The following is a 13,585-nucleotide window of genomic DNA, read 5'->3' as shown; positions in this document are numbered from 1 at the left end:
CGGTTTATCCTCTTATCCAGGCGGTCATCCCTTTTTGGCTTGCGTACTGCTCAGCAAATTGCAGCAGTTCTGGCGCATCAAGCGGTTGGTGCGCGGCCGTATAAGGGAGATTCAGGAGCTTGTATTTGTTAATACCTAAAGTGTGGTAAGGCAAAAAGTGAATCGCTTTGACGCCAATTTCATCGGCGGCAAAATCGCAGATGGCACGAATAGATTGCTCATCAGCATTAAAGTCAGGGATTAATGGCACCCGTATCGTCATTTCGACATTGCGTGCCGCCAGCTTACGGAAGTTGTCCAGCACGCGTTCGGCGCTGCCATCGGTCCATTGTTTGAAACGCTGAGCGTCGACATGTTTGAGATCCGCGAGCAGCAAATCGAGATGTTCGAGCGTCGGTTCGATATATTTCCAGGGTACATGCAAGCAAGATTCGACAGCGGTATGAATCCTCGCTTCTTTGCTTTTTCGCAGCAGTTGCTCAGCAATATCAGGCTGCATAAAAGGTTCGCCACCGGAAAGCGTAATACCGCCACCGCTACGTTCGTAGAACGGTTTATCACGTAAGACTTTCTGCATGATGGCATCAACACTCTGTGTCTCACCGCACACGCTTAATGCTTGAGTGGGGCAGCAGTCGGCCAGTGCGGCCATATCGTCAGCCAGCAATTTCTCACGTGCGATAACCAACGAGTCGTCAACACGGCTGATAGCGTGGGGAGCCGCTTGTGGGCATAACTCACAGCCTGCAAGACATAGGCGCTCATCAAACAGAACGTCTTGACTGCGTGCACGGCTTTCAGGATTCTGACACCAGCGGCAGCCTAAGGAGCAGCCTTTCAGGAACACCACGGTGCGGATACCTGGACCATCATGTGTTGAGTAACGTTGGATATTAAATAGCATAAGTCCGCCTTTATCTTCTGTTCGTAAATTAGATTACTTTCGAATGAAAGTTTTATTGATTTCGATCAGCAAAGGAACAGACAGTGACGTTATGATGTGAGCAATGAGATATTCGACAAATCTGGAGAGTTTATGGAACTGTATTTAGATACTGCTGACGTTGCCGCAGTGAAACGCTTAGCGCGTGTTTTGCCTTTGCAGGGCGTGACTACCAACCCATCAATTGTAGCTAAAGCGGGCATTTCCCTTTGGGAAGTGTTGCCCGCGTTGCAGGATGCGCTGGGTGGCGAAGGCAAATTATTTGCTCAAGTCATTGCCGCACAAGCTGATGACATGGTGAAAGAAGCCGAGTTGTTGGTGAAACGCGTTCCGGGTCTGGTGGTAAAAGTTCCAACCACAGTCGAAGGCCTGGCGGCAATGAAGCAATTAAAAGCACTGGGCATCCCAACACTCGGGACAGCGGTTTATGGTGCCGCGCAAGGCTTACTGGCAGCGCTGGCAGGTGCAGAATATGTCGCACCGTATGTGAACCGCCTGGATGCGCAGGGTGGCGATGGTATTCAAATGGTGCAGGACTTACAGCAATTGCTGACGCTTCATGCACCACAATCGAAAGTTCTGGCCGCCAGTTTCCGTACGCCGCATCAGGCTATGTCTTGCCTGTTGGCGGGTTGTGAAGCGATTACGTTACCGGTTGATGTCACTGAGCAATTGCTGACAACACCTGCGGTGAATGCTGCGATTGCAACATTCGAAAAGGACTGGCAAGGGGCGTTTGGTTCACTGAGCTTGTAAAACTGTGCCGGTTTTCGCCGGCAGCAGATCAAATCTCCCAGGGCGACTTTTTTAAGTCGCTTTCTTTTTGTTCATCACCATTTGCGATGAGTAGCAATTCAGCTTTCAAAATCTCCAGGTTATTAATGGCTGACGTATGATCGCCTCCCACTAAAATATCCAGCACGGTATCAATACGCTTTGCGAGTTGCAGAGGGTCCACTGTCGGCATAGTGCATCCTGTTTTTCGGGAAAAAGTTACCGTCATAATGCAAAAAAAGCCCTCAAAAGAGAAGGTGCTAAGGCGCTTTTTTACTCTTATCCATCAATCAATTATCGAATAATACATAAGTAATAATTATTAAATACTCCAATACATTCATACCAATGCAGTAGTGGATTAGTCTGATCCTGCGTGTAACGCGCTTTCATAACATGAGGATAAGATAATGACAGTCATTAACCAGCCAACTTGCAAATTGTTCACGGACACTACTCGATTCACTCAATTGTCTGGCTATTATGAAGTAGAACGACGCACTGTATGGATGATGTTACGAGCTCAACCTCGCCCTTGTTTCAACCATAAATTAATCGAAGAAATCATGAACCTGCGGTATCTGGTGCAGCAGGAGGGTTTTGTCGTTGATTTTTGGGTGACCGGCTCATTGGTGCAAGGCATGTATAACACGGGGGGCGATTTGGGCTTCTTTGTTGAATCAATTCAGCAAGGCCGTCGTGAAGCACTTCGTGCTTATGCTCGCGCGTGTGTGGACTGCGTCCATGCGGCTTCCCGCGGTTTTGATAGTGGAGCGATTAGCCTTGCAATGGTCGAAGGGAGTGCATTAGGAGGCGGGTTTGAAGCCGCACTTGCGCACCATTTTGTCCTGGCACAACGGGATGCGCGCATGGGGTTCCCGGAAATCGCCTTTAACCTGTTCCCTGGAATGGGAGCGTATTCGCTGGTTGCCCGTCGCTCTGGTATGAAACTGGCTGAGGAGCTGATTTATAAAGGGGAGTCACATACCGCTGAGTGGCATCAGCAATTTGGCCTGGTGGATGAATTATTTGAACCGGGCCAGGGTTACCTTGCGACGCGAACCTTTATCGATACCTTGCAGCCTAAGCTAAATGGTGTTCGGGCAATGTTGCGCGCCCGTCAACGTGTCCTCCAGTTACCTCGTTCGGAATTAATGGATATCACTGAAGACTGGGTGGATGCCGCATTCTGCCTCGAAGCTAAGGATATTGCTTATATGGAAAGACTGGTGCAGTTGCAAAACCGCCATACTGCAACGGTATTGCGTAAAGCGAGTTAACGTTTAAGAGTGTTGTAATACGGCTCTGCCGTTGGTTGGCGCTGTTCTTCAGAATGGCGTCTTCTTTTTGCTGCGCGGTTCAGGGGAACAATGAACCTGTTCAAGAAACGTTTTCAGAACAGGCGACTGATTTTCCCTGGACCAGACGACAGCGATGCCCATCGTCAGGTGATGAGATTCTTCCCTCAACTTACGAAAAACCACGCCTTGCCGCTTGATACATTGCAATGATGCAGGAACTAGCGCGATCCCGTTTCCCTCGGCAATTAGCCCCAGCATGATGTGATGATCTGCTGGCTCAGGGATCAAATTAAGTTTGAAATTGATGCGCTGGAAAAACGCCTGACAATGATCATAAAAACCAGGATTCATACGCCTTTCGAACCAGAATATCGCTTCGCCACGAAGGTCGTCGAAACTTAAGCTACGTTTCGCTGCAAGTCGATGATGCTGGGGTATAGCCACGACTAACGGGTCATTTATGATTTTTTCGACAGCCAGATCTTGGGTATCGGAGTGCAAACCAACGAACGCGGCATCCATCGTGCCATTTTGCACTTCACGAATCAGATTAACGGAATAGTTTCCCTTTGAGAGGATTTGCCAGTCAGGAAAACGTTGGGTCAATTCAATTGTTACATTAGGGATAATGCTGCGTTCGAACACTGTGGTGTAGCCGATAACAAACCTTCCACCATCCTGACCTTTCGACGCACGGGCAACCGCAATCGCTTTTTCAGCCTGCAACAAAGTCAGTTTTACTTCCGGCAAAAATGCTGCACCCGCCTCGGTAAGTGTCACCCCAGTTTTACTGCGTAGAAATAATTGTACGCCAAGCTGCTCTTCCAGTTGGCGGATCTGTCGGCTTAAAGGCGGTTGCGAAATATGCAGGCGTAACGCAGCACGGCTGAAATTGAGTTCTTCACTCACTGCCAGAAAATAACGAAGTTGTCGCAGATCGATTGCATCATTCATACCGAAAAGGTATCACAAAAAGGGTATTGGATACTGTGCTGCGGAAAATTTAGAGTGCGTTCATCCCATAACTGAAAGGATTAAAAAATGGAAAACGAACGCTACTTACGTGGTCTTGCAAAATTAAAAGAAGTTGATGGAAATGCAGGTGAAAATGTCATTAACAGCTTGAGCGACATTGCACCAGATTTCGCAAAACTGCTGATTGAGTTCCCCTTCGGTGATATTTACTCACGCCCAGGTCTCGATTTGAAATCCAGAGAGATTGCGGTGGTTGCAGCACTGACAGCGCTTGGCAATGCGACACCACAGCTCAAAGTGCATATTCAAGGGGCATTAAATGTTGGCAATTCAGAGCAAGAAATTGTTGAAGTGATGATGCAAATGGCGGTGTATGCCGGTTTCCCATGCGCACTTAACGGGCTGTTTGCCGCAAAAGAGGTTTTTGCTCAAAGGGCTAACCAAAACTAACTATGCTGCACTATTAAGTGCCATATCAGGTGGATGATATGGCACTTATCTGTTTGATAAATCAGTTAACGTGCAGTTCTGGCTTGATAACGTTTTAACCAACGTTCGAATACGGCTGCGGGCATGGGTTTCGCAAACAGATAACCTTGCCGTTCGTTGACACCATTCTTAGTCAGAAAGGCATCTTCTTTTTGGTTTTCCACCCCTTCAGCAATCACCTGCAAATTCAAAGCCTGCGCCACTGCAACGATGGCACGCACTAGCGACTGGGAAACAGATTGCTTATGAATATCGCGCACGAAACTTTGGTCGAGTTTAATGGCATCAATCGGGAAACGAGCGAGTTGAGAAAGCGAGGAATAACCCGTTCCAAAGTCATCCAAATGCACCTGGGCACCAAGACGACTGAACTGCTGAATCACCGAAAGGGCTAACTCTTCGTTTTCAATCAAGCAGCTTTCTGTGAGTTCGACATCGATCGGGCAGTATTCAAAGTTGAGATCTTTGAGTGCTTGCTTCAAATCGCTAAAGATTGTTTGGTCTGCTAACTGACGTGCAGACACGTTCACCGCGACGCGTAAGTTGATACCTTTATCGCGCCATTTCGCCACCTGTTGAACCACGCTCAACATTACCCAGCGGCCAAGCGGAACAATCAAACCGGACTCTTCTGCATAGGAAATAAAGTCCAGTGGGGGAATCAAACCACGCTCCGGCGATTGCCAGCGAACCAACGCCTCCAGGCTTCTGACTTCGCCGCGCCAGGTCATTTTCGGCTGGTAGTGAATAACCAGCTGATCGTTTTCCAGCGCTTTACGTAAGTTGGTATCGAGCCACAAGTATTCAAAGACCCGCTGATTCATTTCCGGTGAGAAGACACAGAACTTGCCGCGCCCGCTCTCTTTTGCGGTATACATCGCGGTATCTGCGTTGCGAATAACGCTTTCCCGGTCTTCACCATGCTGGGGAGCCAGCGAAATACCTAACGAACAACCGGTGTAAACTTCAATTAACCCGATACGGAAAGGTTGCTTCAGGCGGGTTAAAATTCGCGACGACATCGCTTCCAGAGTGGCTTGCGAAGTGTCAGTAGCCAGAACAATAAACTCATCACCCCCAAGGCGGGCCAGAATTTGCCCATCATCAAGACAACTCAAAATCGCTAACGACACCGCCTGCAAAAGCTGATCGCCAAACATATGGCCATAAGCATCGTTCACTTTTTTAAAGTTATCGAGGTCCAGATAAACGATGCCAGCCTGAGTTTCACCGCGATTATCGATAGCGGCAGTGATGAGGTCATTAATGGCATTGCGATTGGGGAGGCCGGTAATCGTATCGGTATTTGCCAGCACTCGCAGGCGTTCTTGTGCGCGGCGTTCTTCGGTAATGTCGGTACCAGAACAAATCAGATAGATTTCGTTCTTGCCACTGCCACTGTGGACGAATTTATTGCGAAACAAAAATAGCCGCTGTCCTTTGCGGGTTTTTATCCAGCGTTCGACTTCGTAAGAGTTTCCGTTGAGAAAGAAACCGCTAATATTGCGTTTGGATGCGGCGGCTTCACTACGGCTCATGAATAATTTAAAGACGTTTTGCCCAATGACATCTTGTTCTTTAAGACCGGTATATTCTTCACTCAAGCGATTGAAGCGCTGAATATTCCCTAATCGGTCGAGAATGACGATCACCGAGTTTGCCTCAGAAACCACCTGTTCTGCAAAAGAGAGGCCTTGTACTAAATCACGCGCAACAGAAGGGGTATCATTCCATGCTGAGGCCGTACCGGCCCACTCCTTTTTTGATACTTTTCGTCCTACCAGATGGACAGAAACTTCGCTGCCAAACAAAGAAATTGACATGGTTACGCTTGAGGTAATCACCGTCATTTGGCGGATTTGCTCTGCCTGTTCGGGATCCAAAGCGATGACCTGACTCACATCTGAATCTTCGCTGGCTGCTAATTGCAGCGCATTACTGTCGGTTGGCAAACGCCAATATGGGCTGGTTGTCCCTAAATAACGGTAGAGCAGATTCTGCTCCAAATCGTCTTTCATGCTCTCTCCTGAACCGGGCCGACATATCGTGTCAGTCTGATATTTATATTAGCAATATAAAACCGATCTCAAAGCGACAACTGTCTGTAAAAGACATTGTTTTTGCAGAAGATGTGAGAAATCTGAATCTTCGGCGCTAGATTGGCAGTTTTTCGGGAGTCAAAGCAAGTAAAAAAAGTGTTACAACTCTAATCATTTCCCCATTGTTACTATTCCCCGAAATCCAGTTGTCGGTGGAAAAGTTCCAATAAAAAAGCTGAACACAAGGTTCAGCTTTTTAGGAAGATTTTTAAACTTGCGTTTAAATTGCTGGACGGGCAATCACGCTACGCGTTTCCATACGCACTTCGGCGATAGTTACATCGATAACGTCAGTCACTTTAAAGGCGACTTCACCTTTAATTTGCACTGTACCAAGCTCCTGGCTGCACACCATTTCATCACGAACAGAGTGAATGAATGGAGCAGGGATGAAGGCTACCGCGCCGTTTTCAATCAGGCGTACACGCATCCCGCCACGGCTGACATCAATGATTTCAGCTGCAAAGCGTGTGTCGGTTCCCGCTTTATCTTGCAGGAAGCGCGCATATAACCAGTCGCCGACATCGCGTTCTGCCATACGGTTCAGGCGACGGCGCTCCGCCATCTGTACCGTGATCTCATCTTGCGGACGCGTTGCGGTTTCACCTTTGATGATCGCCTTTAACAGACGATGGTTGATCATATCGCCGTATTTACGAATCGGTGAAGTCCAGGTGGCGTAAGCTTCGAGGCCAAGACCGTAATGCGGACCAGGTTCAGTGCTGATTTCAGCAAATGACTGGTAACGACGAATACGGCTATCAAGGAAACTGGTTGGTTGTGCATCAAGCTCACGGCGCAGTTTACAGAAGCCGTTCAACGTCAGCACTTCCTGGGCGTCAACTTCCAGACCGTGGCCTTGCAACATGTTTGCGAGCTGATCAATGTTAGCTGGGTCAAAACCGGTATGGACGTTATAAACGCCAAAACCGAGCTTTTCACGCAATACAATGGCCGCACAGACGTTGGCGGCAATCATGGCTTCTTCAACGATGCGGTTCGCAATACGACGCGACTCAGCGACGATATCCAATACTTCGCCTTTTTCACCTAATACAAAGCGGTAATCAGGGCGGTCTTTGAACACCAGTGCATGCGTACGACGCCATTCAGCGCGGCTTAGACAAACGCGTTCCAGCAAACGGATTTGTTTGGCAATGGCGTCACCTGGCGGCTGCCAGTCGCCTTTTTCTTCCAGCCAGTCGGATACATCTTCATAGGCCAGTTTGGCTTTAGATTCGATGGTGGCGACGAAGAAATTAATGCCTTCATCGATACTGCCGTCTTGCGCGATAACCATGCGGCAAGCAACAACCGGGCGCGTGACGTTGGCACGTAATGAACACAGGTCATCAGATAATTCACGTGGCAGCATCGGGATGTTAAAGCCCGGCAGGTAGTTGGTGAATGCGCGAACTTTGGCGATGCCGTCAAGCTTGCTGCCTTCAGCAATCCAGGCGGTAGGGTCAGCAATGGCAACCGTCAGTTGCAATTTTCCGTCGGCCAGTTCTTCAACGTACAGCGCATCATCCATATCTTCCGTGCTGGCGCTATCAATGGTGACGAAATCAAGGGCGGTTAAATCTTCACGCACCAGGCCTTCATCTAACATTTCAGTCGACACACCGTTAGGTGCTTCGCGTTCCAGATTGTGGCGCGACAGTGTCACCCACCACGGGGCAAGATGATCGTCGCCGAAGGTAATGAACTGCGTTAATTCAGCGTAAAAAGCGCGATCGCCTTTCAGCGGGTGGCGCTTCATTTCAGCTACGGCCCAGTCGCCATTCTGGAAATCATGCGTCACGTTACGATCCGCACGACACTGAATCGCGTCACGTAATAACGGATGATCCGGCACGATAGACAGGCGGTCGTCTTTACGTTGTACACGGCCAACAAACCGGCTGAGGAACGGTTCGATAAGCTCTTCTGGCTCAGCGGTTTCGCGGTCCTTGTCGGTATGAATCACCGCGCTCACGCGGTCACCGTGCATCACTTTTTTCATTTGCGGAGGCGGAATAAAGTAACTTTTCTGGGAATCCACTTCGAGGAAGCCAAAGCCTTTTTCCGTGCCTTTAACCACGCCTTCAACGCGTGGAGTTTGGGAATGCAGTTGCTGTTTAAGCTGCGCGAGCAGCGGGTTATCCTGGAACATGTATTTTAGTTTTCGTGGCCAAAAGAGCGGCTGACAGTTTTACGCGAAACCACTCATTGCGGCAAGCGATGATTGCCGTAAAAACGTGGGATATACAATGTCTAGCTGGCATTTCCCAACCCAATTTTCAGTCGATTCAACCAGCCATACAGCCCTGAAATCACCAGTAATCGCAACGCATCATCGTTGCTAAAACCTTGTTCAAATAAGGGTTGAAGCTGGGCGGCACTGAAGCTGCCTGGTGCTCGAGTTAATACGCGAACAGCCTGTATGATCGCGCGCTCCCGAGGATGATTGTGGCTCCAGGCCTGTAGCGCCCGTTCTCCATTGCGTATCGCTTCGGGTAAACCATTTTCTGCATGCCAATGAGCAGTCGCATGACTAAAGCAACTGACGCTTCCATTAATGCGTGCCGTCAGCAGGTTCACCAGCACGAGATCGTCACCGATTTCGCCATCGGGCGGGAGTAACAGGCTGATAAGCTGACTCAGCACAGAAAGTGGTTCAGCATCGTGCGCCAGCAGCCAGCCAATCGGGTTTAAAACGCTTTGTGACTGGCTCAGGTTCAAAACATCGAGCTGCTGCGTGTTCGCGTAACGTTGCTCGACAGGGGGTAAATCAGGTTGCCAGGATTTATCGCCATCAAGGAACAAATTCGCGCTGGCATCTTGTTGGGTATCAAGCCCAGGAAGCCAACGCACAGGTAGACCCTGAAGCGCCTGAAAGACGGCAATCACACGAGCCTGAAAACCGATAAACCCAATCAATTGGTTAAATGTCACTATGTCATTTACTGATAGAGCGACTTCATCGAGTTGCTGGCGAGAATTATCATCAATCAAGGTGGGCTGGCTGGCCAACTGGCGGGCGTACTGAGTAATTTGTGTCAGGCGGCGATTGCTCTCGCGGGAGGAGTCTGGCCCGGGTTGTGGTGCAAGGCGGGCGGCGTAATGGTTGCACAGCCGTTGTACGCCATACACTTGCGCGACAGTCAGCGCGGTGCTCAACCTGTCATAACAACTGAGCGTGTGTAAACGGGTGACAGGGCTGTTTTCAGGCAGTAAACATGTCGCGCCCTTGAGGGCGACAGAAAGCCAGGCTGCTTCGGAAGCATGTTGCTCGGTACTCAATTCTAGATCGAGTAAAAAACGGTTTTCGAGGTAAGCGGCCTCGGGAACTAACGGTAATACGGCGGCGTCGCTGCGGCTGGACTGTGTTTCATGATACCAGTGGCCTTTACCAGAGATTCGGCGTTGTTCCATGGTCGTTCCTTGGTCAAAGAGTTTACAAGCCCGGGTGAAACACCTGAGGGCCTGATTTGCTGCTTTATCCTGGCTTAACCACGTGAGGCGACAAAAGAATGATCGGTGATAATAAATATCGGAAAGGTATATGGAAGTAAAGTGGGGGCGAGGCGAGGGAGTTTATGGGGCAGGCGGCAGCCCACCCCATATGAACCGAATTAGTCTTTCAGTTCCAGTTCGTTCATGGCAGCGATGCTGAAACCGCCGTCAACGTGCAGAACTTCACCGGATACACCGGCAGACAAGTCTGAACACAGGAACGCTGCGGAGTTACCCACATCTTCAATGGTCACAGTACGACGAATCGGAGTAACCGCTTCGCAATGTGACAGCATTTTACGGAAATCTTTAATACCAGATGCTGCCAGAGTACGGATTGGACCTGCAGAAATGGCGTTAACACGTACACCTTCTGGACCCATCGCGTTTGCCATGTAGCGCACGTTTGCTTCCAGAGATGCTTTAGCCAGACCCATAACGTTGTAGTTAGGGATTGCACGCTCAGCACCCAGGTAAGACAGAGTCAGCAGAGCAGAACCTGGATTGAGCATTTCGCGACATACTTTTGCCATTGCGACAAAGCTGTAAGAGCTGATGTCATGAGCGATTTTGAAGCCTTCACGGGTAACTGCATTCACGTAGTCGCCATCTAACTGGTCGCCTGGTGCGAAACCGATAGAGTGAACGAAACCGTCAAACTTCGGCCAGGTTTTAGCCAGCTCGGCAAACATTGCATCGATGCTTGCATCTTCAGCCACGTCACACGGCAGGACCAGGCTTGAACCCAGATCGGCTGCAAAGCCTTCAACACGGCCTTTCAGTTTTTCATTCTGGTAAGTGAAAGCCAGTTCAGCACCTTCGCGGTGCATCGCCTGTGCGATACCGTAGGCAATGGAGAGTTTACTGGCGACGCCAGTGATCAGAATGCGCTTACCGGTAAGAAAACCCATAGCTTTGAATCCTTATAGTTTCTGCTAATTTTATGACTTTAAAATCATCAAATTACGATTAGTTAGTCACAATTTTTCAACACGAAAGTGAAATTATATCCCACTCCACTGCAGTTGTGTCACCTTATTTTTACCGCCCAGGCTGACTGGCTATCACGTCACCAGAGGTCGGAACAGCCAGACCATGATTCACGTACTACGCTTTAGAGGATATTTTTTGTTCACTGGTCACTAACTGAGAGCGTAATGATGAAGATAAATGTCGAAACGCAGGTAGATGCACCTGTTGAGAAGGTTTGGCAGGCTTATATCGACCCGGAAGCCATCAAACAGTGGAATACCGCATCACCGGACTGGCACACGCCGACTGCAGCGGTAGATTTTCGGGAAGGCGGGCCATTCTCATTTCGGATGGAAGCCAAAGACGGCAGCATGGGATTTGATTTTGCAGGTGTCTACACCCGCATCGTGCCGCATAAATTAATAGAATATAAGTTTGGCGATCGTGAAGCGAAGGTGGAGTTTACTCCAGTAGATAAGGGTGTCGACGTTCGTCTGGAATTCGATCCTGATGGGCAATATCCCGTCGAGCATCAAAAGAGCGGCTGGCAGGCTATTCTGGATAATTTTGCACGTTATGTGGAAGCAAAAACATAACGTTTAAAAGGCTGACATCTTCACTTATCCGCCTTGCACAATGCGGTTGTAGGGTGGATAGGAGTACATCAATTGAGCCGTGTTCAATCATTTTGCAAAAATAAGTTAACCCGCTAATTATAATGCAGTGATGCAAATGGATTTATATATTTTAAGTACACGATGATTAAAATACTTCACATTCGCAGATTTAATAAATTTGTCCTGGCTGTCTAAATAGACAGTGTTCCCCCCATTCGTTTTATGAGACCTGCATCTAATAAAAGCTTATTTTCGTTACGCTGCTCACAAAACTATTATAACTAGTGAAATTTATTTTTGAATAAATCTCAATGGTTTTGTTGTGGCTTATTTATCCTGCTGAGAGATATAGTGTAAAAATAATTTGATATTACTAACTTTAATAACAGGCACTCGTTCTGTGGCTTGTGTAATGTATTTCCCATGCCTGTTGTTATTCTGGAGTCGCTCTAACTTTGCATTGATTATTTTAATTCAGGAAGAAATATAATGAAGATAAAACTCTTACCCCTTGCTGTGTCCGTAGGACTTTCAGTACTCCCCTCAGTTGTATTTGCAAGTGAGGCTGCGGAGCCTGCATCTAAAAGCGTAGCTTTCACAGATCCACTTTCAGGTATTGATTTCTTTGGCTATTTTCGATCAGGGATTGCCGGTGGAGAAAGTGGTTCGATGAACGAAGCTGTCGGTGGTAGTTTCCAGAAAAATAAACTAGGTCGTCTTGGTAACGAATTTGATACCTATGCCGAAATTGGCTTTGGTAAAGAGTTATATAATGCAGGTAGCCAATCTGTTTACATACAGACCATGATTAATATGTATGATGGCGACTCTAACAGTAATAATGGGGATAACCCATTTGGCTGGGAGAATCTGAATATGCAGTTCCGTAACTTCATGGGGTTTGATGAAACAACATGGGTCGGTATTCGCCAGTACAATAAATACAGCATCGATGCTAACGATTATTTTTTCTGGAATAAGACAAACGTTGGCGGCGGTATTGAAAAAATGTCGGTAGGGCAAGGGAAATTGTCAATAGCCGCGCTGCATCGTGATATTGAAGAAGATAATTCAATGGGAGCTGATGGCGATCTCGACAGTGTAGATATTGATGATTTAGTCGATTCCAACCAACTGGAATTGATGTATGACAGTCAGCCATTGTGGCGTGGCGCTAGCCTGGCTGTGGGCTATAAGTACCTCAATGCTGATGCCAGTGATGAGCAAATTCAGCATAACAACCATGATTATTCAGATGGTCAGACCGCTATGGTCATGTTGCAGCAGCAGGTCTTTGAGAAGGGTATCAACAATACCGTGGTGCAATATTATGCGGATGGTTCAGCTCTGCAAGGGGTCACCTTTGGCGCCGCTGATACATTGAACGGCACAGTGAAAAGTGGTAACGGATGGGCAATGCGTAACTATGGTGTAATTCCACTGGCTGAAGACTGGGATCTGAGTCATGCCATCAATTATGCAGCTGCCAACGATATTGAGCGGTGGGATGGCAAAAAAGGGGATGGTACAACAGTTTCCGCCAGTGCCAAAGTTACCTATCACTGGTCGGACTATACCCGCACCTATGTTGAGCTAGGTTACTTCGATGATGAGAAAACGGTGGATGGCACAAACTATGAACGTAGTGGTTCGAAGTACACCGTCGCCCAGGCGTTATCCTTCGGTCGAGACAAACCTGAACTACGTCTGTTCGCCAGTTATTTTGATAGCAGCACCGATAACTGGGATGATACTGGAAACGCCTTTGAAAACGGCCATTCCAGCGACACATGGGCGGTTGGTCTGCAGGCTAATGTATTCTGGTAACAAGAATATTTGAACCGCGGGCAACGTAGAAAATTCTGCAGTTGCCCGCAATATCGCGTCATACGCTCATAAATACACTTCAATTAATAG

Annotated in this window: 12 protein-coding genes; 5 read left to right on the top strand and 7 right to left on the bottom strand. The window is 48.2% G+C overall.

Features of this window, described 5'->3' with window-relative positions; translation table 11 throughout:
* Nucleotides 1-4: 4 nt before the first annotated feature.
* Entirely contained in the window at nt 5-904 is a 900-nt protein-coding gene (locus EC843_RS02345; RefSeq protein WP_133521538.1) for a glycyl-radical enzyme activating protein, read from the bottom strand.
* Nucleotides 905-1,036: 132 nt separating this feature from the next.
* Between EC843_RS02345 and fsa the strand changes: the two genes are divergently transcribed.
* Entirely contained in the window at nt 1,037-1,699 is a 663-nt protein-coding gene (gene fsa / locus EC843_RS02340; protein WP_064546384.1) for a fructose-6-phosphate aldolase, read from the top strand.
* A 28-nt stretch (nt 1,700-1,727) separates the two neighbouring features.
* On the opposite strand, the gene EC843_RS02335 is transcribed toward fsa, so the two are convergent.
* Nucleotides 1,728-1,910: a hypothetical protein gene (locus EC843_RS02335; protein ID WP_064546389.1), complete on the bottom strand. Its 183-nt coding sequence runs from the start codon at nt 1,908-1,910 to the stop codon at nt 1,728-1,730.
* A 217-nt stretch (nt 1,911-2,127) separates the two neighbouring features.
* Between EC843_RS02335 and EC843_RS02330 the strand changes: the two genes are divergently transcribed.
* Nucleotides 2,128-2,997 (top strand): crotonase/enoyl-CoA hydratase family protein, encoded by an 870-nt coding sequence (locus tag EC843_RS02330; protein WP_064546391.1) that lies wholly within the window; start codon nt 2,128-2,130, stop codon nt 2,995-2,997.
* A gap of 48 nt (nt 2,998-3,045) precedes the next feature.
* Here EC843_RS02330 and EC843_RS02325 read toward each other — a convergent pair whose 3' ends face one another.
* Nucleotides 3,046-3,972 carry a LysR family transcriptional regulator gene (locus EC843_RS02325; RefSeq protein ID WP_133521537.1) on the bottom strand — a complete coding sequence of 309 codons (927 nt, stop codon included), beginning with the start codon at nt 3,970-3,972 and terminating at the stop codon, nt 3,046-3,048.
* Nucleotides 3,973-4,059: 87 nt separating this feature from the next.
* On the opposite strand from EC843_RS02325, the gene EC843_RS02320 reads away from it, so the two are divergent.
* Nucleotides 4,060-4,443: a carboxymuconolactone decarboxylase family protein gene (locus EC843_RS02320; RefSeq protein WP_064546395.1), complete on the top strand. Its 384-nt coding sequence runs from the start codon at nt 4,060-4,062 to the stop codon at nt 4,441-4,443.
* 65 nt (nt 4,444-4,508) lie between these two features.
* Here the strand turns inward: EC843_RS02320 and pdeR are convergent, their stop codons facing one another.
* From pdeR to fabI, 4 genes are all read right to left on the bottom strand, one after another.
* Nucleotides 4,509-6,500: a cyclic di-GMP phosphodiesterase gene (gene pdeR / locus EC843_RS02315; protein WP_064546397.1), complete on the bottom strand. Its 1,992-nt coding sequence runs from the start codon at nt 6,498-6,500 to the stop codon at nt 4,509-4,511.
* Nucleotides 6,501-6,801: 301 nt separating this feature from the next.
* Nucleotides 6,802-8,736 (bottom strand): exoribonuclease II, encoded by a 1,935-nt coding sequence (locus EC843_RS02310; RefSeq protein WP_121813554.1) that lies wholly within the window; start codon nt 8,734-8,736, stop codon nt 6,802-6,804.
* Nucleotides 8,737-8,837: 101 nt separating this feature from the next.
* The gene (locus tag EC843_RS02305) at nt 8,838-9,998 is read right to left on the bottom strand and encodes a CMD domain-containing protein (protein ID WP_133521536.1); all 1,161 of its coding nucleotides are present in this window, start codon (nt 9,996-9,998) and stop codon (nt 8,838-8,840) included.
* 200 nt (nt 9,999-10,198) lie between these two features.
* A complete protein-coding gene (fabI, locus tag EC843_RS02300; protein WP_064546403.1) occupies nt 10,199-10,990 on the bottom strand; it encodes an enoyl-ACP reductase FabI in 792 nt (263 codons plus the stop codon).
* Between the two features lie 246 nt (nt 10,991-11,236).
* On the opposite strand from fabI, the gene EC843_RS02295 reads away from it, so the two are divergent.
* Nucleotides 11,237-11,647: an SRPBCC family protein gene (locus EC843_RS02295; protein ID WP_208111302.1), complete on the top strand. Its 411-nt coding sequence runs from the start codon at nt 11,237-11,239 to the stop codon at nt 11,645-11,647.
* A 510-nt stretch (nt 11,648-12,157) separates the two neighbouring features.
* Nucleotides 12,158-13,495: a carbohydrate porin gene (locus EC843_RS02290; protein WP_064546405.1), complete on the top strand. Its 1,338-nt coding sequence runs from the start codon at nt 12,158-12,160 to the stop codon at nt 13,493-13,495.
* The last annotated feature ends 90 nt before the right edge of the window (nt 13,496-13,585 follow it).

Source organism: Buttiauxella sp. JUb87, assembly GCF_004361975.1.
Lineage (GTDB): Bacteria > Pseudomonadota > Gammaproteobacteria > Enterobacterales > Enterobacteriaceae > Buttiauxella > Buttiauxella ferragutiae.
This window is presented reverse-complemented; position numbering and strand designations above follow the sequence as displayed.

Coding starts and splice junctions, on each gene's coding strand:
- EC843_RS02330 (WP_064546391.1), top strand. CDS start 2,128: ATGACAGTCATTAACCAGCCAACTTGCAAATTGTTCACGGACACTACT.
- EC843_RS02335 (WP_064546389.1), bottom strand. CDS start 1,910: ATGCCGACAGTGGACCCTCTGCAACTCGCAAAGCGTATTGATACCGTG.
- EC843_RS02305 (WP_133521536.1), bottom strand. CDS start 9,998: ATGGAACAACGCCGAATCTCTGGTAAAGGCCACTGGTATCATGAAACA.
- EC843_RS02325 (WP_133521537.1), bottom strand. CDS start 3,972: ATGAATGATGCAATCGATCTGCGACAACTTCGTTATTTTCTGGCAGTG.
- EC843_RS02295 (WP_208111302.1), top strand. CDS start 11,237: ATGATGAAGATAAATGTCGAAACGCAGGTAGATGCACCTGTTGAGAAG.
- EC843_RS02290 (WP_064546405.1), top strand. CDS start 12,158: ATGAAGATAAAACTCTTACCCCTTGCTGTGTCCGTAGGACTTTCAGTA.
- EC843_RS02345 (WP_133521538.1), bottom strand. CDS start 904: ATGCTATTTAATATCCAACGTTACTCAACACATGATGGTCCAGGTATC.
- EC843_RS02320 (WP_064546395.1), top strand. CDS start 4,060: ATGGAAAACGAACGCTACTTACGTGGTCTTGCAAAATTAAAAGAAGTT.
- fabI (WP_064546403.1), bottom strand. CDS start 10,990: ATGGGTTTTCTTACCGGTAAGCGCATTCTGATCACTGGCGTCGCCAGT.
- pdeR (WP_064546397.1), bottom strand. CDS start 6,500: ATGAAAGACGATTTGGAGCAGAATCTGCTCTACCGTTATTTAGGGACA.
- EC843_RS02310 (WP_121813554.1), bottom strand. CDS start 8,736: ATGTTCCAGGATAACCCGCTGCTCGCGCAGCTTAAACAGCAACTGCAT.
- fsa (WP_064546384.1), top strand. CDS start 1,037: ATGGAACTGTATTTAGATACTGCTGACGTTGCCGCAGTGAAACGCTTA.